Annotated in this window: 21 protein-coding genes; 15 read left to right on the top strand and 6 right to left on the bottom strand. The window is 62.0% G+C overall.

The window, feature by feature from the left end; translation table 11 throughout:
• Positions 1-15 precede the first annotated feature (15 nt).
• A complete protein-coding gene (locus tag ASC85_RS00105; protein ID WP_057447759.1) occupies positions 16-663 on the bottom strand; it encodes a LexA family protein in 648 nt (215 codons plus the stop codon).
• A gap of 131 nt (positions 664-794) precedes the next feature.
• Here ASC85_RS00105 and ASC85_RS00100 point away from each other — a divergent pair, with 131 nt between their 5' ends.
• On the top strand, positions 795-1,136 hold the full coding sequence (locus ASC85_RS00100) for a DUF6124 family protein (RefSeq protein ID WP_057447758.1): 342 nt from the start codon (positions 795-797) through the stop codon (positions 1,134-1,136).
• A gap of 495 nt (positions 1,137-1,631) precedes the next feature.
• Positions 1,632-2,783 (top strand): M14 family metallopeptidase, encoded by a 1,152-nt coding sequence (locus ASC85_RS00095; RefSeq protein ID WP_057447757.1) that lies wholly within the window; start codon positions 1,632-1,634, stop codon positions 2,781-2,783.
• Between the two features lie 175 nt (positions 2,784-2,958).
• Here ASC85_RS00095 and ASC85_RS00090 read toward each other — a convergent pair whose 3' ends face one another.
• A complete protein-coding gene (locus tag ASC85_RS00090) occupies positions 2,959-3,495 on the bottom strand; it encodes a cytochrome b (protein ID WP_057447756.1) in 537 nt (178 codons plus the stop codon).
• Positions 3,492-4,574: a catalase family peroxidase gene (locus ASC85_RS00085; protein ID WP_057447755.1), complete on the bottom strand. Its 1,083-nt coding sequence runs from the start codon at positions 4,572-4,574 to the stop codon at positions 3,492-3,494. The genes ASC85_RS00090 and ASC85_RS00085 overlap by 4 nt, the downstream gene beginning before the upstream one ends.
• A gap of 167 nt (positions 4,575-4,741) precedes the next feature.
• Between ASC85_RS00085 and ASC85_RS00080 the strand changes: the two genes are divergently transcribed.
• Both ASC85_RS00080 and ASC85_RS00075 read left to right on the top strand, forming a co-directional pair.
• Positions 4,742-5,248 carry a sigma-70 family RNA polymerase sigma factor gene (locus tag ASC85_RS00080; RefSeq protein ID WP_057447754.1) on the top strand — a complete coding sequence of 169 codons (507 nt, stop codon included), beginning with the start codon at positions 4,742-4,744 and terminating at the stop codon, positions 5,246-5,248.
• The gene (locus ASC85_RS00075; RefSeq protein ID WP_057447753.1) at positions 5,245-5,997 is read left to right on the top strand and encodes an anti-sigma factor family protein; all 753 of its coding nucleotides are present in this window, start codon (positions 5,245-5,247) and stop codon (positions 5,995-5,997) included. The genes ASC85_RS00080 and ASC85_RS00075 overlap by 4 nt, the downstream gene beginning before the upstream one ends.
• Before the next feature lie 43 nt (positions 5,998-6,040).
• Here the strand turns inward: ASC85_RS00075 and ASC85_RS00070 are convergent, their stop codons facing one another.
• Positions 6,041-6,877, bottom strand: a complete 837-nt coding sequence (locus ASC85_RS00070; protein WP_046064767.1) for an IclR family transcriptional regulator — start codon at positions 6,875-6,877, stop codon at positions 6,041-6,043.
• 244 nt (positions 6,878-7,121) lie between these two features.
• On the opposite strand from ASC85_RS00070, the gene ASC85_RS00065 reads away from it, so the two are divergent.
• From ASC85_RS00065 to ASC85_RS00030, 8 genes are all read left to right on the top strand, one after another.
• Positions 7,122-8,147, top strand: a complete 1,026-nt coding sequence (locus tag ASC85_RS00065) for an ABC transporter ATP-binding protein (RefSeq protein ID WP_057447752.1) — start codon at positions 7,122-7,124, stop codon at positions 8,145-8,147.
• Positions 8,144-9,013, top strand: a complete 870-nt coding sequence (locus ASC85_RS00060; protein WP_014339287.1) for an ABC transporter permease — start codon at positions 8,144-8,146, stop codon at positions 9,011-9,013. The genes ASC85_RS00065 and ASC85_RS00060 overlap by 4 nt, the downstream gene beginning before the upstream one ends.
• Positions 9,014-9,016: 3 nt before the next feature.
• Positions 9,017-9,811, top strand: coding sequence for an ABC transporter permease (locus tag ASC85_RS00055; protein ID WP_057447751.1), 795 nt, complete (start codon positions 9,017-9,019; stop codon positions 9,809-9,811).
• 7 nt (positions 9,812-9,818) lie between these two features.
• A complete protein-coding gene (locus ASC85_RS00050; protein ID WP_003199964.1) occupies positions 9,819-10,109 on the top strand; it encodes a (2Fe-2S)-binding protein in 291 nt (96 codons plus the stop codon).
• A gap of 93 nt (positions 10,110-10,202) precedes the next feature.
• Entirely contained in the window at positions 10,203-11,558 is a 1,356-nt protein-coding gene (locus ASC85_RS00045; protein ID WP_057447750.1) for an FAD/NAD(P)-dependent oxidoreductase, read from the top strand.
• Positions 11,555-12,670: an NAD(P)/FAD-dependent oxidoreductase gene (locus tag ASC85_RS00040; RefSeq protein WP_057447749.1), complete on the top strand. Its 1,116-nt coding sequence runs from the start codon at positions 11,555-11,557 to the stop codon at positions 12,668-12,670. Before ASC85_RS00045 ends, ASC85_RS00040 begins: the two co-directional genes overlap by 4 nt.
• Positions 12,671-12,688: 18 nt before the next feature.
• A complete protein-coding gene (locus ASC85_RS00035; protein WP_057447748.1) occupies positions 12,689-13,750 on the top strand; it encodes an ABC transporter substrate-binding protein in 1,062 nt (353 codons plus the stop codon).
• A gap of 297 nt (positions 13,751-14,047) precedes the next feature.
• Positions 14,048-15,391: a leucine-rich repeat-containing protein kinase family protein gene (locus ASC85_RS00030; RefSeq protein WP_057447747.1), complete on the top strand. Its 1,344-nt coding sequence runs from the start codon at positions 14,048-14,050 to the stop codon at positions 15,389-15,391.
• Positions 15,392-15,567: 176 nt separating this feature from the next.
• Here the strand turns inward: ASC85_RS00030 and ASC85_RS00025 are convergent, their stop codons facing one another.
• A complete protein-coding gene (locus ASC85_RS00025) occupies positions 15,568-16,272 on the bottom strand; it encodes a YebC/PmpR family DNA-binding transcriptional regulator (protein ID WP_003199952.1) in 705 nt (234 codons plus the stop codon).
• 219 nt (positions 16,273-16,491) lie between these two features.
• On the opposite strand from ASC85_RS00025, the gene ASC85_RS00020 reads away from it, so the two are divergent.
• The gene (locus ASC85_RS00020) at positions 16,492-17,898 is read left to right on the top strand and encodes a type VI secretion system Vgr family protein (RefSeq protein ID WP_057447746.1); all 1,407 of its coding nucleotides are present in this window, start codon (positions 16,492-16,494) and stop codon (positions 17,896-17,898) included.
• Positions 17,899-18,024: 126 nt separating this feature from the next.
• Positions 18,025-18,573, top strand: coding sequence for a cytochrome b (locus ASC85_RS00015; protein ID WP_057447745.1), 549 nt, complete (start codon positions 18,025-18,027; stop codon positions 18,571-18,573).
• Positions 18,574-18,579: 6 nt separating this feature from the next.
• Here the strand turns inward: ASC85_RS00015 and ASC85_RS00010 are convergent, their stop codons facing one another.
• A complete protein-coding gene (locus ASC85_RS00010) occupies positions 18,580-19,488 on the bottom strand; it encodes a 1-aminocyclopropane-1-carboxylate deaminase/D-cysteine desulfhydrase (protein ID WP_057447744.1) in 909 nt (302 codons plus the stop codon).
• 456 nt (positions 19,489-19,944) lie between these two features.
• Between ASC85_RS00010 and ASC85_RS00005 the strand changes: the two genes are divergently transcribed.
• Entirely contained in the window at positions 19,945-20,907 is a 963-nt protein-coding gene (locus ASC85_RS00005) for an IS110 family transposase (RefSeq protein ID WP_003199432.1), read from the top strand.
• The last annotated feature ends 11 nt before the right edge of the window (positions 20,908-20,918 follow it).

Below are 20,918 nucleotides of genomic sequence, written 5' to 3'. Positions count from 1 at the left end.
CCAGGGCCGATCCAGTCAGAACCTGATGGTGGCCTGCACCACCACACCGATGAGGCGACATTGCTCGGTGTACAGGTTTTTCGGGTAAGTCGGATTGAGCGGAACCAGGTAACGCTGCCCGCTCTCTTCGATCAATTTGCGAAAGGTCGCGTCACTGCTGCCGGGCAAGCAGGCGACCACCAGTTTGCCTGGCACCGCCTCGATGGCCGGATCCACCAGGATCGACATGCCCTCGGGAATGCTCAGCCCGCTGGGTGCGGTCATCGCGTCGCCCACCACCACCAGCCAGAACGCGGCCCCCAGGGCGTGGTAGTCCGTCAGTTCGTAGCGCACTTGGCTGTAGGCGCCAGGATCGCCTTCGCGGACCTCGCCAACCTCGTGCCATTCACTGACCGGGTAGCGGAAGTACGGGTTGTACTTCTGCGCCAGGGCCATGCCTTCGTCCGTGGAGGTGTCCGGCTCGCGAATCACCATCGCCACTTCCAGGAACTCCAGCCCCAGCTCCCGCAGGACCCGGTTCATGTCTTCGACACTGGGTTGCCGGCGCCTGGTCAGCCAATGGCCGACGCCGCCCTGGGACATTCCCAACCGTTCTGCGAGCACCACTTGCGTGATGCGCAGCTCCTTCATCTTGGCCTTGACCAACTCTATCCATTTATCCATGTGCGGCACGATACGTGGATGACTCCGGCCATTCAAAACACAAATTGTAGTATTTAAATTATCGTCACAATTACGATAAGTACTACTCTGGATTCAGGAGTTCAGCCCCACACACGGAGATTTTCATCATCATGGATACACCCAACAAAGACCAACCCGGCAGCCCTTTCGACAGCACGTTCCCTTCCTTGCAGGATTGCCCAGCGGCCAAACGCGCCCTCGACTACTACTTGAAACCAGGTGTTTCGCAGGCACAGGCAGAACATCGCTTCTTCGACGTCCACCACAGCATCAGCGCAGAAGAAGCCCTTGTTCACGCATGCGACCTGCTGCGCTGCGCTGCGGCAACCGCCCACGAGTCCGCCAGCCAGTTGAACGGTTCGAACCGTGACCTGGCATTTTCGGTGGTGCACATGATTGATCTGGTCAAGGTGATGCTTGACCGATCCCTGGATGGCTACCCGACTCGCTAGGGGTAACACTCGGGAATGTCGCCGCGAACGCGGACGACGAGAAAAAATTTTCCAATCGATGCGATAAAACCATTTGACTTGCAAATGATAATGATTATTATTGCATCAGCTGGTCGCGAGATCAGTCGATAGCCCAGAAGACCTTAGGTCGGACTTCTGGAATATCTCCTCATCAGGCTAATCACGGTTTTTGACCCGGCTTTTTGCCGGGTCTTTTTTTTGCCGATTTTTCGGCTTATGTCTTCAGGCTAATGAAGTCTTTTTGGGTGCTGCCAATTCGGTGGCGGCGATGATAGCAAATGAATATCTGTTTGCAAGAGCAGCCCCGCCACGCGGGCCGAAACTATCGACAGCCAGCACTTGAGAATCAATTGCAGACTCTCTAAGCTGGCTCGGCGTCCAGGGAGGACGCCCCCTCTTTTACGTGACGTAAATCGTCTCGGCGCCCTCTTCTTGCGTGTACAGTAATGGCCATGAAAATCCTCTCCAGGAATCGTGACCGTGGCTAAATCTTCCTTTGATATCAGTGCCAATTTCGACAGCGGCAACATCGAAGTCGTCGACATCAGCAACCCGTTGCAGTCGTTGCTCAAGATCAGGCCCGACACCCGCAGCGCCCATTTCCAGTGGTTCCACTTCAAGGCCAGCGGCCTGCACGTCGGCCAGGAGTATTCCTTTCGGCTGCTCAACGCCAGTCAATCGTCCTACAACAAGGCCTGGACGGACTACCAGGCCGTTGCCTCCTACGATCACGTCAACTGGTTCCGCATTCCGACCCAATTTGAAGGCGACGCCCTGCGCTTTTATCTGGAGACCGAACAGACCAACGCCTGGTTCGCCTACTTCGAACCCTACAGCCGCGGCCGGCACGATTGGCTGATCGAGCAAGCGCAACACAAGGCCGGCACCGAACTATTGGCCGTTGGTAAAAGCGTGGAAGGCCGTGACATTCAGCTGCTGCGCAAAGGCAGTGGTGCCGAAGGCCGGCGCAAAATCTGGATCATCGCCCAGCAGCATCCCGGCGAGCACATGGCCGAGTGGTTCATGGAGGGCGTGATCGAACGCCTCCAGCAGCATGACGATAGGCAACTGAACCAGTTGCTCGCCAAAGCCGATCTGTACCTGGTGCCGAACATGAACCCGGACGGCGCGTTTCACGGGCATCTGCGGACCAACGCCATGGGCCAGGACCTCAACCGCGCCTGGCAGAACGCCAGTCCGGAAATCAGCCCCGAGGTCTTTTTCGTCCAGCAGCAAATGGAAAAGTACGGCGTCGATCTGTTCCTCGATGCTCACGGCGATGAGGAAATTCCCCACGTCTTCACCGCCGGTTGCGAAGGCAACCCGGGCTACACGCCACGCATTGCCGAACTTGAAGAGCGCTTTCGCAGCCATCTCAAGCACCAGACCAAAGACTTCCAGACCGTTCACGGCTACACCCGCGACGAACCGGGCCAGGCCAACATGACCCTGGCCTGCAACGCGGTCGGGCAGAAATATGACTGCCTGTCCCTGACTCTGGAAATGCCGTTCAAGGACCACAACGATCACCCGAACCCGATCACCGGCTGGTCGGGCAAACGCTCGATGCAACTGGGCAAGGATATGTTGAGCACCATCGAGGCCATGGTCGACGAATTGCGCTGATCCACCGTGGCGAGGGAGCTTGCTCCCGCTCGGCGATGTAGGAGCTGGCGAAGCCTGCGATCTTTTGATCTTTCACTTGAAGCTCAAGCGCCAGTGGAAAGATCGCAGCCTCGCTTCGCTCGGCAGCTCCTACAGACGCCACCCGGCGGGAGCAAGCACCCTTGCCATGATTTCATCAGCCCTTGCCGCGCAACATACTGTCCAACACCTCATCCCGGCGCACCCAAGCGTGAAACAACGCCGCCGCCAGATGCACCAGCACCGTCACGAACAACAGGTAAGCCAGGTACCCGTGGGCCTTGCGCAGCAGTGCGAACGTCTGGGCGTGGGCTGGCAGAATCGAAGGCAGTTGCAACGAGTCGCCGAGCATCACCGGGTCCCCAGCCGCCGAAATCATGCCCCAGCCCAACAGCGGCAGGACCAGCATCAGGGCGTACAACAGCACATGCGAGGCGTTTGCCGCCAACACTTGCCATGCCGGCAGATCCGCCGGTAGCGGCGGTTGGCGGGTAGTAAAACGCACCACCAGGCGCACGATCACCAACAGCAAAATCGCAATACCCAATGGTTTGTGCAACTGCAGCAGCCATTCATGGCGCTCGGAGACTGAGGCGACCATGCCCGCGCCGATGAACAGCATGGCGATGATCATCACTGCCATCAGCCAGTGCAGCACCCGGGCCAGCGGTGCAAAGTGACGAGGGGCGCTCATGGGCGGGACTCCTGTTTGGCGGGCAACTGGCTCACTTCGCTGGTACGGCGCAGATAGGAACTGGCATAGGCGGCGGAGCGCGCAACCAATAGCGGGTCTTCGGAACCTTCGATCCCTTGGGGCAGGATCAACGGGTCATAGTTGATGTCGCGGCATTCGCCGTTGTCCTGCGCCTGGGTGCGCTCGAGCACCAACGTGCCGGCATTGAGGACCTTGCGGTCAGCAGGCCAGGCCTTGCTGGCATCGTTCACCGGGTCACCCGGGTTGGCCAGGGTGATGTTCAACTGCCAGCGCAACGGCCCGGCGGCGAGACGCTTCGCCAAGTCTTGCTCGAGGAAGTCGGCCCCTTGGGGTGGCGTCGTATCCGCAGCGTCCTGGCTCATCGGCACCACGCCCCAGCGCACCGCCTGGCGCTGCCCGGCGGGGTTGACCAGATAAAACGCGTTGATGCCGTTGTAGGTTTCGGTGGCATAGCTGGCCGACGGCTTGGCGGTCTTGATCCATTGCAGGAACGGCGCCGCTTCGGGGTGCGCGGCAAAGAACGCCGGTACGGCCGCAGGGTTCGGTTTTCCTGTGGCAGGGTCCGGCGACTGGGCTTGCTGGAGTTGGTAGAAGGCTTCGGGCGTGCCCACCGGAAACACGGGCATGCTGTTCATGCCGGTGCGCCATTGCTGGCCGTTGGCCTGGGTAAAGCGCAGTGCCAGGCTGCGAATCGGCACACTGCCGTCCGGTGCATAGGGGTTGCCGCTGGGCAAGGCAAAACGCCCAACCACAGGCGTTTGCGGCTGCGAGAACACTTGGGCGCTGGAATAGGCGCTGGCCTCGCCCGTGCTTTGGAAATAGCCCGCGACGCAGACACCTTTTGAGTGGTTGCGTCGAAAGCCCGGGTGAACGCCGTTGTTTTTTTCCAGCACATTGACCAATGCCTGCGGTGTCAGGCGCTGTGGGTCGAGGCTGCCGTTGACGTAGGCAAACGCCCCGGCCAGCGCGGCAACAATCACGGCGATGCCGCTCAGGCGCAATGTCAGGCCGGCGGCACTCAAGGGTGGCCGGCTTGACGAGGGTGAAGGATCAACCATGAGAAAGCTCCAGGGCTCGGGGCCATTTGTTGGAAAGGACCCGTCAGACGAAAGCCCGGCAGGTTTATTCCCACGCCTCGTATTTATTTTTCCTGCACTGGAATAATCTCGTTCACGGATCGTCTTTCCAGTCCCGGCGCAGTGACTGCCCACAGAAGCCACACCCTATGAACGCATTCGACGAACAGTTGCGCGAGCTCATCCCAAGGCTACGGCGTTTTGCCGTATCGCTGACGCGCAACCCGAGCAACGCCGACGACCTGGTGCAGATGTGCCTGGAACGGGCGTTGTCCAAATGGAGCGACAAGCGTCCGGACGGCGATCTGCGGGCCTGGCTGTTTTCGATTCTGTACCGGCAGTTTCTCGACGGTCATCGCCGCTCCCGTCGGTATGCGCGCATGCTGGAGTTTTTCACCGGCCGCGACGATGCCCACCCTTCGGCCGAGCGCAGCGTGATCGCGCAATCGTCCCTGCAGGCCTTCGATCAACTCACGACGGAACAACGTGCACTGTTGTTGTGGGTGTCGGTGGAAGGCTTGAGTTACCAGCAAGTCGCCGACATCCTCGGCGTGCCGACCGGCACGGTCATGTCCCGCCTGTCCCGCGCTCGCCAGGCCCTGCGCCAACTCAGCGACGGCGAAATCACCCGCCCTACCCTGCGGATACTCAAATGATCAGCATGCCCCCCAGCGACAGCGACCTGCACGCCTACGTCGATCGCCAACTGAGTGAGGCCGACCAGCGCCTGGTGCAGGCCTACCTGGCCAACCAGCCGGAAGTCGCCGCCCGAGTCCGGGCCTGGCAACAGGACGCGCAGCACCTGCGCACGGCCCTGAGCGGTGCCTTGCAACAGTCGCCCAACCCCGACCTCGACCCGGCCATGATTCGCCAGCACCTGAAACATCGCTCCCGCCGCCACCTGGCCAGCGCCGCGGTGTTGCTGCTGGCCGTCAGCGTGGGTGGCTTCGGTGGCTGGCAGGCTCGGCAAATGACCCTGCTCAGCGCCGCCGCCCCCATGGCCGATGCCCTGCAGGCGTACCGTTTGATTGCCCAGCAGGGCATCCTGCCAGCCGATTACCAGACGGGTGACGAGCAGAGCATGCAAGGCTGGCTCGACCGCTACTTCACCCAGGCCAACCGGCTGCCAGACCTGTCGGGCGCCGGCTTCAAGCCGGTCAGCGGACGCTTGCTCAGCACCGAACAAGGCGCGGCGGCGATGGTGGTCTATCAGGACCCGAGCGGTCAGAAAATCAGCTTCTACGTGCGCCCGCCTGGCCCGAAGAACTTCCTCCTGCCCCGGGGCAGTCGCCGCGAGGGCGAGTTGCAAGCCGAGTACTGGTCCGGGCCGGGCTACAACTATGCGATGGTCATTCCCAGTGATACGCCAACGGTGCAGCGGCTCAAGCAGACCCTGAACTTCTGAACCCCCTACCCACAGGGGATACAGGCTGCTCTTGAGAGTGTGTTCACCCCTGCCCAAACACCTGCGAAGGCCTGCGCAGCAACGGGTCGAACGGGTTGATCCGCGGTCCGATCAGGGCCGCCTCGCGCTTGAGCATGTCCACCACCGTCGGCAGGCGATCGGGCCCGAGGCGGTCGCTCACCGTTGCCACGCTCAAGGCGGCCACGGCGCGGCCGTCACGGTCCAGGATCGGCACGGCCACCCCGGCCATGCCTTGCAATACGCCTGTATTGCGCCCGGCGTAGCCCAGCGTACGGACGTTCTCCACTTCCGAACGCAGGAAGACTTCGTCGTACAAATGAAAATCCTTGAGCCGCGGCAGGTTGTATTGAATCACCGTGTCGCGCTCCTCCTCCGGCAGAAATGCCAGGATCGCCAGGCTACCCTGCCCCACACCCAACGCCACGCGACCACCGATGTCGCCAGTGAACGTGCGGATCGGAAACGGCCCCTCGCTGCGATCCAGGCAGACCGCATCGAAACCACTGCGCGCCAGCAAAAATAACGAGTCCCCCAAGGAGGCCGACAACCGCAGCATGGCCGGGCGCACCAGTTCGCGCAGGTTGCCGGTGTTGCCGGCGCGGGCAGCCAGGGCGAAGAACTCCAGGCTCAGGCGGTAGCGTTTGCTGCGTGCGTCCTGCTCGACCATGCCCTCGTCCATCAGGCTGCGCAACAAGCGATGCGTGGTGGGCTGGGACAGGCCGATACGCTGGGCCAATTGTGTCACCCGCTCCCCACCCTCGGCGGTGTCACCCAGGCTGCGCAACACGGCAAACAGCCGGGAGACCGCACCGACCCCGACTTCGCCTTTCTCATTATTCCGATCAGTGGAATCAGACATGCCATTTCTCATTATTAAATTTACTTACTGAATGAAACTGAAAATAGTCTTCGCTTCAGTGAAATAGTCCATTGAGCCCATCCTATTCTTCGTCCTACTCTTCGTCCAGACAGGGGCGATTCGAACAACAGCGGCAGCCGACTCAAGGTCGAGCGCCAACGCACCCCAGCAACACCCTTTCGTATCTGCCCATAAAAAAGCGCGCCCGCGGGCGACGCATAACAATCCCAGGTGGAGCGCAGCTATGGCTTTTGTGCAACTTGAAGGACTTGGCAAACGTTACGGCGATATCGACGCCGTGGTCGCCACCCATCTGTCGGTGGAAAAAGGCGAGTTCGTCTCGCTACTGGGACCTTCCGGCTGCGGCAAAACCACAACCCTGCAAATGATCGCCGGCTTCGTCGAAGTCAGCAGCGGGCGCATCCTGCTGGACGGTCGCGACATTACCCACGCCAAGCCCGCCAGCCGTGGCTTGGGTGTGGTGTTCCAGAGCTACGCGCTATTTCCCCACATGACCGTCCAGGACAACGTCGCCTTCGGCCTGCGCATGCGCAAAGTGGCCAGTACCGAACTGCAACAACGGGTAGACCGGGTGTTGAAACTGGTACGCCTGGACCGCCACGCCGACCGCTACCCGCGAGAGCTCTCGGGCGGCCAGCGCCAACGCGTGGCACTGGCCCGGGCGCTGGTGATCAAGCCGCCAGTGCTGTTGCTCGACGAGCCACTGTCCAACCTCGACGCCAATTTGCGCGAAGAGATGCAATACGAAATCCGCCGCATCCAGCGCGAAGTCGGGATCACCACGCTGATGGTGACCCACGACCAGTCCGAAGCCCTGTCGATCAGCGACCGGGTCGTGGTGATGCAGGCCGGGCGCATCACCCAGATCGACGCGCCGTATACCCTTTACGAGCACCCGCGCACCGAATTCATTTCCGGATTCGTCGGCAAAGCCAACCTGCTGCCCGGCATGCGGGACAGTGCGGGCGTCGTTCAAGCCTGCAGCCAGGGCAATGGCGATCTGACCCTGAGCCTGCGTCCGGAAAAAATCGACCTATGCGAGGCCGGTTCAGGGCGACTGCAAGGCACCCTCGTCAGCCGCTTCTTCCTTGGCAGCCAATGGCTGTACGGCGTCTCGACCAGCCTGGGGGAGCTCTGCGTGGTGCGCCGCAACGACGGCTCCGCGCCCTTGGTCGAAGGCACGGCGGTGGGCCTGGATTGGGACCCGGCGCTGCTGCGGGTGCTGAGCGCGGACGAGGTGCCGGCATGAAGCTGATCGATGCGATGCGCCGCGGTCGCCAAGGCTACCTGATGTCCGCGCCGGCCCTGGCCTTGTACCTGGGCTTGCTGGTCATTCCCTTGGGCTTGACCTTGGTCCTGTCGTTCAACGTCTTCGACTACAGCTCGGGCATCAACGGCGACGCCTATACCTTCGAGCACTACACCAGCCTGCTGGGCGATCCGTACTTCTACGAGATCTTTTTGCGCACGTTCTGGATCAGCGCCCTGACCACCCTCCTGTGCGTGCTGATCGGCGTGCCCGAGGCGTACATCCTCAGCCGCATGGGCGCACCGTGGCGCTCGATTTTCCTGATCCTGATTCTCACGCCACTGCTGATTTCAGTGGTGGTGCGCGCCTTTGGCTGGAGCCTCCTGCTTGGCGCCGACGGCTTGGTCAACCAGGCCCTGCAAGCCTTCGGCGGCTCGCCGATGAAGCTGCTCTATACACCGTTCGCCGTGGTCATCGCCCTGGTCCACGTGATGTTGCCGTTCATGATCATTCCGGTCTGGACCTCGCTGCAGAAACTCGACCCGGCCGCCGAGCAGGCCGCGCTGTCCCTGGGGGCCAGCCAGTTCACGGTGATCCGCAAAGTGGTGCTGCCGCAAATCATGCCCGGCGTGCTGTCCGGCACGCTGATTGTGTTCGGCCTCGCCGCCAGTTCCTTCGCGATTCCCGGCCTGCTCGGCGGACGGCGCTTGAAGATGGTCGCCACGTTGATCTACGACCAGTACCTGTCGGAACTGAACTGGCCAATGGGCGCGGCCATTGCCGTCGCGCTGCTGCTGCTCAACCTGCTGATCATGCTGTCGTGGAACCGGATGATCGAAGGCCGCTACAAGAAGTCATTGGGGTAATTCATGTCCAGAAACGGTCCTTTCGCGCTGCTGTTTCACGCCCTGGTAGTGGCCTTCATGCTCGCGCCGCTGGTGGTGGTCTGCCTCGTCGCCTTCACTCCGGAAAACACCTTGAGCCTGCCGACCACGACGTTTTCCCTGCGCTGGTTTCGCGCCGTGTTCGAACGCGCGGACTTTGTCGATGCGTTCTACAACAGCCTGGTCCTGGCTTTCAGCGCGGCCTCGCTGGCGACGTTGATCGCGGTGCCGGCGGCCCTGGCGATCACCCGGCTCGAGTTCCCCGGCCGGGACTTCTTCAACGGCCTGTTCCTGTCGCCAATCATCATTCCGCACCTGGTGCTGGGGGTCGCATTGCTGCGCCTGTTTGCGCTGATGGGCGTGAACGGCAGCTTTGCCTGGCTGATCTTCGCCCATGTGCTGGTGATCACGCCCTACGTGTTGCGCCTGGTGCTGGCCTCGGCCATCGGCCTGGACCGCAGCGCCGAACAGGCCGCGCAATCGCTGGGGGCCGGACGCTTCACGCTGTTCCGGCAAATCACCTTGCCGATGATCCTGCCAGGGGTGGCCGGGGGCTGGCTGCTGGCGTTCATCAACAGTTTCGATGAAGTCACGCTGTCGATCTTCGTCACCTCGCCGGCCACGCAAACCTTGCCGGTGCGCATGTACGTGTACGCCACCGAATCCATCGACCCGATGATGGCGGCGGTGTCGGCACTGGTCATCGCGCTCACCGCGCTGACCATGATTCTGCTCGACCGGGTCTATGGCCTGGATCGGGTCCTGGTAGGCAAACAATGAGGGCACCATGGCGCTGCTGAAACGACTGGCCGAAGGCGACCGCCCGGCCCTGGACTTTACCCTCGACGGCCAGCCTGCCACCGGCCTGCTGGGGGACACGCTGCTGACCGCCGTGCTGACCTGCAGCGAACACCTGCGCGGCAGCGACTTCAGCGCCGAGCCCCGGGCCGGCTTCTGCCTGATGGGCGCCTGCCAGGACTGCTGGGTGCGCCTGGGCGACGGCCGCCGCGTACGCGCCTGCTCGACACTGCTCGAAGCCGGCCAGCACATCAGCCGCGAACCGGGGCGCCAGGTATGAACACAGTCGACTGGCCTGGCCTCATCGCGAGCAGGCTCGCGATAACGGTTTCGAGCACAGCACAAATCCCCCGGCCCGGCCAATGAGGTGGCGATGAAACCGATAGCCATCATCGGCGCCGGCCCCGCCGGCATTCGTGCCGCGCAGACATTGGTCGCCCACGGTCTGTACCCGGTCCTGCTGGACGAAGCCGCCCGCGGTGGCGGGCAGATCTATCGGCGCCAACCGGCCAATTTCAAGCGCTCGCCAGGCAAGCTCTATGGCTTCGAAGCGCACAAGGCCAACGCCATCCACCAGACGCTAGACGCGTTGCGCGAACAACTCGATTACCGTCCCGACACCCTGGTGTGGAACGCCGAAGCCGGTCTGCTCGATACCCTGCATGAAGGCCGCGCCGACCGCCTCGAGTACGCCAGCGTAATCGTCGCAACCGGCGCCACCGACCGGATCCTGCCTGTACCCGGCTGGACCCTGCCAGGGGTCTACAGCCTGGGCGCGGCGCAGATCGCCCTGAAGTTCCAGGGGTGCGCCATCGGTGAACGGGTGGTGTTCGCCGGCAGCGGCCCCTTGCTGTATCTGGTGGCCTATCAATACGCCCGGGCCGGCGCCAACGTGGTCGCAGTGCTCGACAGTTCGCCCTTTGGCGCCCAGGTCCGCGCCCTGCCCGGCCTGCTCGCACAACCGGCCACCCTCGCCAAAGGCCTCTATTATCGCGCCTGGCTGACCGCCCACGGTATCGCGGTGCATCAAGGCGCGAGCCTGTCGCGCCTCGACGGCGAACGCCGGGTGCAGTCGCTGAAATGGCGCAACGCCAATGGCGAACACACCCTCGACTGCGACGCGGTGGCCTTCGCCCACGGCTTGCGCAGTGAAACCCAGCTGGCCGACCTGCTGGGTTGCGAGTTTTCCTGGAACGCCCTCAACCGCGCCTGGCTGCCACGACGCGACGGTGCTGGACGCAGCAGCGTGCCGGGGATCTACCTGGCCGGTGACGGCGCCGGCATCATGGGCGCCGACGCCGCTGAGATGGCCGGTGAACGGGCGGCCCTGGCCTTGCTCGAAGACATTGGTTATCTGATCGACCCGCAGCGTTGCACTCAGTTGGAACAATCCCTCGAACGTATCGGCCATTTCCGACAGGGCCTGGAACGTGCGTTTGCCTTTCCTGAAGCGTGGGCCGCCGATGCCGCCGATGACCTGATGATTTGCCGCTGCGAAGAAGTCAGCGCTGGCGACATTCGCCAGGTGGTGGGCGAAGGCCATTGGGAGATCAATCGGGTCAAGGCGCATTGCCGGGTCGGCATGGGCCGTTGCCAGGGGCGAATGTGCGGTGCCGCCGCGGCGGAAATCATTGCCCGTGAAAGTGGCCGCACCGTGTCCAGCATCGGCCGCTTGCGGGCCCAGGCGCCGATCAAGCCCGTGCCGTTCGGCCTGGAGGTCGAGCCATGATCGAAGTGGATGCAGTGATCATTGGCGGCGGCATCGTCGGCGCCTCGGCCGCGTTGTTCCTGAGCAAGGCCGGACGCCGGGTGGCGTTGCTGGAGCGCGACTTCTGCGGCTCGCATTCCAGCGGCGTGAACTACGGCGGTGTGCGCCGCCAGGGCCGGCCGCTGTCGCAATTGCCCTTGTCGCAACGGGCCCATGAGATCTGGAGCCAGTTGCCACAGTTGATCGGCATCGACGGTGAGTACCAGCGCAGCGGTCATCTGAAGCTGGCCCGCAGCGCTGAAGATCTGCAAGCGCTGCACGACTATGCCGTCGCCAGCCTGGGCTTTGGCCTGGATCTGCAACTGCTCGATCGCAAGGCCCTGCGCGCGCGGTTTCCGTGGGTCGGCACTGTTGCGGTCGGGGCGTCACTGTGCCCGGACGACGGCCATGCCAATCCGCGCCTGGTATCGCCAGCCTTTGCCCAGGCCGCTCGCCGGCATGGCGCGCAAGTCCACGAACAGTGCGCCGCCAGCAACGTTGTGCATGACGGCCAGCGCTTTGCCGTACACACCACAACGGGGCTGACGTTCCACGCGCCCTGGCTGCTGAACTGCGCCGGCGCCTGGGCGAGCCAGTTCGCCGCGCAGTTCGGCGAAGCGGTACCGATGCACGCCGGACACCCGGCGATGCTGGTCACCGAACCCTTGCCCTTGGTGATGGACGCCAGCACTGGCGTCGAGGGCGGCGGTATCTATGCCCGCCAAGTCTCGCGCGGCAATTGCGTGCTGGGGGGCGGCCAAGGTTTTGCCTTGGACGCTGCACGCGCCCGACCCGGCCAGAACGCGGTGCTGGAAATCCTGCGCCAGGCCGTCGAGCTCTACCCGTTCTTGGAAGGCGCCCAGGCGATTCGTACCTGGAGCGGCACCGAAGGTTACCTGCCCGATCGCCAGCCAGTGATCGGCCACAGCAGCACCCAGCCTGGTCTGTTGCACGCGTTCGGCTTTGCCGGCGCGGGCTTCCAGATCGGCCCGGCGGTGGGCCAGGCGCTCACCGAGATCATCTGCAGCGGGGCTTCGACCACGCCGCTGGATGCGTTTTCCATCACCCGGTTCCACTCCATCTCCGTTGCTTGATAGAGGAAGGTCGCGCCAATGAATAACGTCAAACGCAGTGCACTGTTCGGTTTCTGCTCGCTGGGTTCCGCTTGCCTGGGCGCCCTGCTCCCGGTCACCCAGGCGTTGGCCGAGCCGACACTTTACCTGGGCATGAACGGCGGAACCATGGAGCGGCTCTATGCCGACAAGGTCTTGCCGGCTTTCGAGAAAGCCAACAACGTCAAAGTGGTCATCGTGCCCGGTACCTCCGCCGACATCCTGGCCAAAGTCCAGGCCAGCAAGGGCAACCCGCAGATGCACGTGATGTTCCTCGATGACGGCATCATGTACCGCGCCATCGCCATGGGCTTGTGCGACAAGCTCGAAGACAGCCCGCCCCTGGCGCAGATCCCGGCCAAGGGGCGCATCAAGGATCAGGCCGTGGCCGTCAGCCTCGGGGTGACGGGGTTGGCCTACAACACCCGGCTGTTCAAGGAAAAGGGCTGGAATACGCCCACCTCATGGATGGACCTGGCCGATCCACGCTTCAAGGACAAAGTGGTGTTCCAGTCGATGGCCTCGTCCACGTTCGGCCTGCACGGCTTTTTGATGTTCAACCGGATCCAGGGCGGCAGCGAAACCGACGTCGAACCGGGCTTCAAGGCCTGGCCGAACACGGTGGGGCGCAACGTGCTGGAGTACATCCCGAGCTCGGCGAAGATATCCGAAATGCTGCAGACCGACGAAGCTGCGCTGTTCCCGCTGACGCCGACCCAGGTGACCGCATTGAAACTCAAGGGCATGCCGGTCGAGTATGCCCAGCCGAAGGAAGGCGCCGTGGTCCTCAACGTCGCCGAATGTGCCATCGCCCAGAATACCCAACCGGAACTGGCGCAAAAGCTCGCGGCTTTCCTGCTGACCCCGCAAGCCCAGGCCATCGCCCTGGAAGAGGGCGACCAGATCCCGTCCAATCCCAACACCCCGACCACCGACAAGACCCGCGGTCAGGTGGAGGCGATGAAGCAATACCTGGAAACGGCGATTGCCGTGGATTGGGACCAGGTCAACGAACAACGCCCGGCCTGGAACGCCCGCTGGAACCGCAGCATCGAGCGCTAGCGCGTACTTTGCAGTTATCATGCAGCCATCTTTCACAATGAATTGAGCGAATGGCCTGTGGCGGGGGAGCTTGCTCCCGCGGGGCTCTGTAGGAGCTGGCGAAGCCTGCGATCTTTTGATCTTGATCTTGATCTTTCGCTTGAGACTCAAGTGTCTGGGGAAAGATCGCAGCCTCGTTTCACTCGACAGCTCCTACATAGCTCCTACATAGCTCCTATGACGCCGCCGAGTGGGAGCAAGCTCCCTCGCCACAGTTTTTTCTGCGCGCTTTCTTCTTGATCAACAGCGACCCCCTCCATGCACACCCTCGCCCAACTACGCGCCGGCCAGCTCTCCGGCATTACCCGGCTGGACCTGGCCTGCGGCTTGACGGAATTTCCCCGGGAAATCTTCGACCTGGCCGATTCCCTCGAAATTCTCAACCTCAGCGGCAATCAGTTGGACACGCTGCCCGACGACCTGCATCGGCTGACTCGCCTGCGCGTGCTGTTCTGTTCGGACAACCGCTTCACAGAACTGCCCGAATGCCTGGGCCGTTGCGGCGCCTTGACCATGGTCGGTTTCAAGGCCAACCGCATCACGCACGTCACGGGCGCCGCATTGCCGCCACTGCTGCGCTGGCTGATCCTGACCGATAACTGCGTCAGCCAATTGCCGGATGAACTGGGCCAACGCCCCTATCTGCAAAAACTGATGCTGGCCGGCAACCGTTTGCAGCAGTTGCCGGCCAGCCTGGGCCAGTGTCATCGCCTCGAACTGCTACGCATCGCCGCCAACCAACTGAGCGAACTGCCGCAATGGCTGCTCACGTTGCCGAGCCTCAGTTGGCTGGCCTACGCCGGCAACCCGCTGGAAGCCCAGGCAGAAGCGGCGGCCCTGAATACCACGACGCCTATCGACTGGTCGCACCTGGAACTGCAGCAACAACTGGGCGAAGGTGCGTCGGGGGTGATTCATCAAGCGCTCTGGCAGGCGCCCGGCCAGGTGGCACGAAAGGTCGCCGTGAAGCTGTACAAAGGCCAGATGACCAGCGACGGCTCGCCCCTGCATGAGATGCATGCCTGCATCACGGCCGGTCGACACCCGAACCTGATTGAGGTGTTGGGCCAGGTTGCCGGGCACCCCGACCAACAGGCCGGGCTGGTGATGGCGCTGATCGAACCCAGCTACCGTAACCTCGCCGGGCTGCCGAGCCTGGCGTCGTGCAGCCGCGACGTCTATGCCGATGAACTGCGCCTGAGCGCTCCGGCGGCCCTGCGCATTGCCCACGGCATCGCCTCGGTGGCGGCGCACCTGCACCGCCAGGGCATCACCCACGGGGATCTCTACGGGCACAATATTCTGTGCGATGACCAGGGCGATTGCCTGTTGGGGGATTTTGGCGCGGCGTCGTTTCACGCCACCACGGACAACCTGCAAACCCGCGCGCTGCAACGCATCGAAGTGCGGGCCTTCGGGATTTTGCTGGGGGAATTGCTGGCGCGGATCGAACCGGGGCTCGGTGCGCAGGATCTTGCGTGGCTGCAGGCTTTGGAGGCGCGTTGCTGTCAGTCGGATGTACTGGCGCGGCCGGGGTTTGATGAGATTGAAGGTTTACTGCGCGACCATGGCGAGGGAGCTTGCTCCCGCTGGGCCCTGTAGGAGCTGGCGAAGCCTGCGATCTTTTGATCTTGATCTTTCGCTTGAGACTCAAGTGTCTGGGGAAAGATCGCAGCCTCGTTGCACTCGACAGCTCCTACACAGCTCCTATACAGCTCCTACACAGCTCCTACGCGCCGCCGAGCGGGAGCAAGCTCCCTCGCCACAGGGGGTAGTGCTTAACCCGCCAACCCGACAAACATGTCCTGCACGTCATCGTGGTTGTCGAGGCCTTCGAGGAAGGCTTCGACTTCAGCCATCTGCTCGTCGGTCAGGCCACTGACCGGGTTTTTCGGCTGGTAGCCCAGCTTGGCCGACAACACGGTGAAGCCCTGCTCCGGCAAGGCCTTCTGGACGGCATCGAGGTCGGCAGGATCGGTGAGGAACAAGGTCGCGCCCTCTTCGCCCGGTTCGAAATCCTGGGCGCCGGCCTCGATGGCGGCCATTTCCGGATCGGCGTCCGGGCTGTCCGGTGCGGCTTCGATCATGCCGACATGGTTGAAGTCCCACGCCACCGAACCCGAGGCGCCGAGTTGGCCCTTGCGGAACGCGACGCGAATTTCGGCAACGGTACGGTTGATGTTATCGGTCACGCATTCAACGATCAGCGGTACCTGGTGCGGCGCGAACCCTTCGTAGGTGACGCGGTGGTATTGCACGGTTTCACCGAGCTGGCCAGAACCTTTCTTGATCGCACGTTCCAGGGTCTCGCGGGGCATCGAGGCCTTTTTCGCCTGTTCGACCACCAGTCGCAAATGCGCGTTGGTAGCGGTATCAGCGCCGTTGCGCGCGGCAATGGTGATTTCCTTCACCAATTTGCCGAAGATCTTGCCCTTGGCGTTGGCAGCCGCTTCTTTGTGTTTAACCTTCCACTGTGCGCCCATTACTCACTCTCTTGTCTGACGCGCCGAGACATCTGCCGGCCGGCGCTGTGGCGCAAGTTTATACGGCCTAAACCGGCTGATCGACCAAAAAATTCACCCTGCCGGATCGACATTTTCACAGCGTGTTGTAGGGCATTTCTGAAATAGCGACTCACAAGCACCGTTTCCCCCCGCAGTTTCGTACCCTCTGCGCCTCTCTTCCCGCCAGTAGGAGCTGCGATGCGCAACGACACGGAAAGTCCCTTCAGCCTGACGCTCACGCAAAGCGACTTGCAACTGCAAGTCTTGCGGTTCAATGGCCGCGAAGCCCTCAACCAGCCATACCGCTTTGACCTCGAACTGATCGGCCTGGCCCCGCCGATAGATCCTGAGCTGATCTTGGGGCGTCCGGCTTTCCTGCGCCTTGACGGCGAATCGGGCGTCCATGGGATTGTCCACAGTGTGAGCCTGAGTACCCTGGCGCCGCGGCGCGTCGGCTATCGCCTGACGTTGGTCCCCCACCTCCAGCAACTGGAACAAGGCCCGCGGCGCCGGGTTTTCCATCGGCTCAGCGTGGTGCAGGTGCTGCAACGGCTGCTGGAAGAACACGCGCTACCCGTCGACAGTTACCGTTTCGAACTGCCTCATGGGCAGTATCCATGTCGCCCGTTTTGCATCCAGTACGACGAAAGCGACCTGACCCTCCTGCAAAGGCTGTGCGAGGAAGAAGGCATTCATTACCACTTCGAACACGCTCCCCAGGGTCATGCCCTGGTGTTTGCCGAAGACCCGAAGAGCTTTCCCGCGCGCCCCGTCGAACTGCCCCTGCGTCCGAACGACAGCCAGCTACCGGCCGCCAAACGCTTGTATTTGCGTCACCATCCGATGATGCCTGGCCTGCCCGTCGGGTTCAGTGACCGGGCCCCGCCCGAAGCCGAGGCCTCGGCGGCGAATCAACCTCTTGAGCGGATCGATCACAAAGCCATGCGCGACAACCCGGCCTTGGCTCACCGCTACCAGGTCGGTCGCCGTCACCTTGAACGGCTGCGCTGCCGGCAACGGGAAATCCATGGCCACAGTACCCAACCGGCCCTGCACGGTGGCAACATCGTGCAGATCTGCGAACACCCGGTTGCAACCTTCAACGATCAATGGCTGATCACCGAGGTCCAGCACCGCGGACGGCAGTTTTCGATCCTGGAACCGGACCTGCCCGTCGCACCGTCGTCCCGTGACTACCGCAACCGGTTCACTGCCATTCCCTGGTCCACCGCGTTCAGGCCGGCCCTCAAGCATCCCAAGCCTTGCATCCCCGGGTACCACCTGGCCCATGTACTCGGCCGCGCCGGCCAGTCGGCCAACCCCGATGAACGTGGCCAGGTGTGTGTCAGCCTATGGGCGCCGGACCAGGACGGTATCACGCTGCCCGTGTCTCGGCTGACGCGCGATGGCAGCCCCAACCTGATGGTCGGCAGCGAAGTGCTGGTGAGTTTTCTCGATGGCGACCCTGATCGACCAGTGCTGTGCCCGGGGGCTGTCGATACCGGCGCAGGCCATACCGCCATGCCCCCGAAACCGCCCCATGGCAATCATGATGCGGGGCTGCTGTTGGACTGGCTGCTGAATCCGCCGGACTTCACGCCCTGACTCAACTCTGTACTTTCATGCCGGCAAAACTGATCTGGCTCATGCCAATTCAACGAAACGGGCTTACAGTAAATAGACAACGCCGCTCTAGACGGCGCTATACCCTGATCGTTGGAGATACCTGCAATGCCCTGGAAAAGCTCAGAAAGCCGCTACAGTACCGTCACGGTAACCTTGCATTGGTTGATGCTGGTTCTGCTGGCCGTGGTTTATGCCTGCATCGAGTTCCGAGGGATTTTCCCCAAGGGCAGTGGCGGCCGGACCCTGATCAAGGAAGCGCACTTCATGCTCGGCCTGACAGTGTTCCTGCTGGTCTGGCTGCGCCTGTTCGCCCGCAGCATGGGTAAGACACCGGCGACTTTCCCGGCCTCGCCTGTGTGGCAAACCTTCCTCGCTCGCCTGATGCACTGGGCGCTGTACCTGTTCATGATCGCCATGCCGCTGCTGGGCTGGCTGATCACCAGCGCCGAGGGGCATCAGGTGATGTTCTACGGTTTCGATCTGCCCTTGCTCATCGATCAGGACAAGGAGTTTGCCAAGCAACTGGAAGGCTGGCATGTGCTGGGCGGCACTATCGGCTATTGGTTGATTGGCTTGCATGCCTTGGCGGGGCTGTACCACCACTATGTGGTACGGGACAACACGCTGTTGCGGATGATGCCCAAACGCGCCTGATCGCCGTTACTCGAACCCTCGGCGGCCTTGCAAACCGCCGGTGTGGACGAAAATCAAACGGGTGCCTGGGGCAAACCCTCCGACCTCGACCCGTGCTCTAAGCAACATCAAGGCTTTGCCGGTGTACAACGGCTCCAGTTCGATGGCCGCCGTGGTTTCGATGAACTCGGCGAGCTCGGCATCGACCCGGGCGAAACCGCCACGGCTGCCGTCAGACAATTCATAAAGCGCACGGCAAAGACCTGCCTCTGCCACGATGTTTTCGACTTGCTGCGCCACGCCATGGTCCTGGGGCACCGCCAGCACACCATAGACCGGGCGCTGTCCCGCTTCGGCCAGCACCAGCCCGGCCAACGACGTACCGGTGCCGCAGGCCAGCCACCAGCCGTGATAATCCGCCCATCCCAACGTCGCCAGTTGTTCACGGACATTGGCCACCCATACCTGGCAGCCTTGCGCGCCGGGTAATCCTGAACCGCCCTCGGGCACCGGATGCAAATATGGATAGCGGATCTGCCACGGCGCCCAGAAACCCGGCGCATGTCGCTCTCGGTACCCGCCATATCCCAACCAGTGCAGGTCCATGCCAAACGCTTTCAGGTCGCGCACCGTCGGCGTGTCCTGGGGATGACCACGCAACAGCCCCGCCGTGGGAAACCCGAAGCGCTTGCCCGCCGCCGCCAACGCATGCAAATGGTTGGAATAGGCCCCGCCCAGGCTCATGACCCCCTCGGCACCGGCCTCATGGGCGGCGCGCAAATGATGGACCAGCTTGAACCACTTGTTGCCGCTGATCAGTGGATCGATCCGGTCCAGGCGCAACACCGCCACTTCAACACCGGCACGGGCGAGCCAGTCCAGGTGAAGGGGTTCGAGTCGGGGTTGGGGATGCCAATCGAGGGCGGGAAGCAGCATGGCAGCAGGCCCGTGGGGAAATAGGCCGGCATCTTAACAGCTGGTCGCGGACTCCCTGACATCGAAAAAACTTGTAGGAGCGAGCCTGCTCGCGATAGGGGTGGGTCAGCCAGCATTTCTGAAACTGACTAACCGCCATCGCGAGCARGCTCGCTTGTATGTTTAGACTTGAAGGGGTGGGCGGGACTAAAAGCTCGATTCCGACTCTAGCCAGTACGGACCGTGGGAGACTTCTCGTCCCGCCCTTNGCTCGCTTGTATGTTTAGACTTGAAGGGGTGGGCGGGACTAAAAGCTCGATTCCGACTCTAGCCAGTACGGACCGTGGGAGACTTCTCGTCCCGCCCTTTCTACCCAAAGCGCCAATAAGGAATTCATCGGTAAACCGACGATAGAGACAAGCCAGCGCAAAGGTAGACCCCCGACAAGCACCTAAACCCTAGCTCCGAGGATTCGTCATGACAATCCTTACCTCGCAGACGGTTGTTGGTATCGATATAGCCAAGGCCGAAATTGTTGTTTATCGCTCTGATCTGCAAGCCATCGACACTATCAAGAATGATCGAACAGCCCTCAAGCGCTGGCTAAAAACGTTGCCCACCCAAAGCGCTCTTGCCGTTGAAGCCACCAATATCTATCACCTGGATACCGTCGAGCTGGCTCACGCGATGGGTCATCAGGTCTATGTCGTGGATGCTTACCGGGTGAGCAACTATCGTCGCGGCATCGGCCAAAGAGCTAAGAACGATCCTTGTGATGCCCGTCTTCTGGCGCGGTATTTGACCAATGAACAGCACGAGCTGCGGCTCTGGAACCCGCCACCGAAGGCTTACACGACATTAAAAAGCCTGCTTCATCGGCGCGCGACGCTGGTCAAGAATCACGCCGGTCTTATGTTGAGCTGGGCCGACGAACCCTTGTTAAAAAAAGCGCTGATTGCTCAGCAAAAAGCGTTCAAAGAGGCGATTCAGGCCATCCAGAAGTTGCTACAAAAAGTTAGCAAAGAGTCGGGAATTGAGGCGAATATCGACCGCTGCAAAGCCATCGAAGGCGTTGGTGAACTGGTCGCAACTGGGTTGGCGACGAGTTTTATGCGAGGTGATTTTGCGGACAGTGATGCATTTATCGCGTTTTTAGGGATGGACCTGCGGGTCGATGATTCTGGAAAAAAGAATGGTCCCCGATACCTGAGCAAAAAGGGGGATCCAGAAATACGCCGATTAGCTCATATCGCTGCAATGACGGCATGTCGCTCGCCTAGATGGAAACCGTTTTATGAGTCGTACCTGGTCAGAGGCTTCTCAAAAACCCAGGCATTGGTGGTGCTTGCTCGCAAGCTCTGCCGGGTGGCATTTGCCTTGATGAAAAATCAGAGCGAATACCAGCCGAAGCCTATGTTGCAGGGTTGCCCTGCAACATAGAATCTCCCACA

The organism is Pseudomonas sp. Root401 (assembly GCF_001425105.1).
Lineage (GTDB): Bacteria > Pseudomonadota > Gammaproteobacteria > Pseudomonadales > Pseudomonadaceae > Aquipseudomonas > Aquipseudomonas brassicacearum.
The sequence above is the reverse complement of the archived record's forward strand: the minus strand, read 5'-3'. Positions and strand labels throughout refer to the sequence as shown.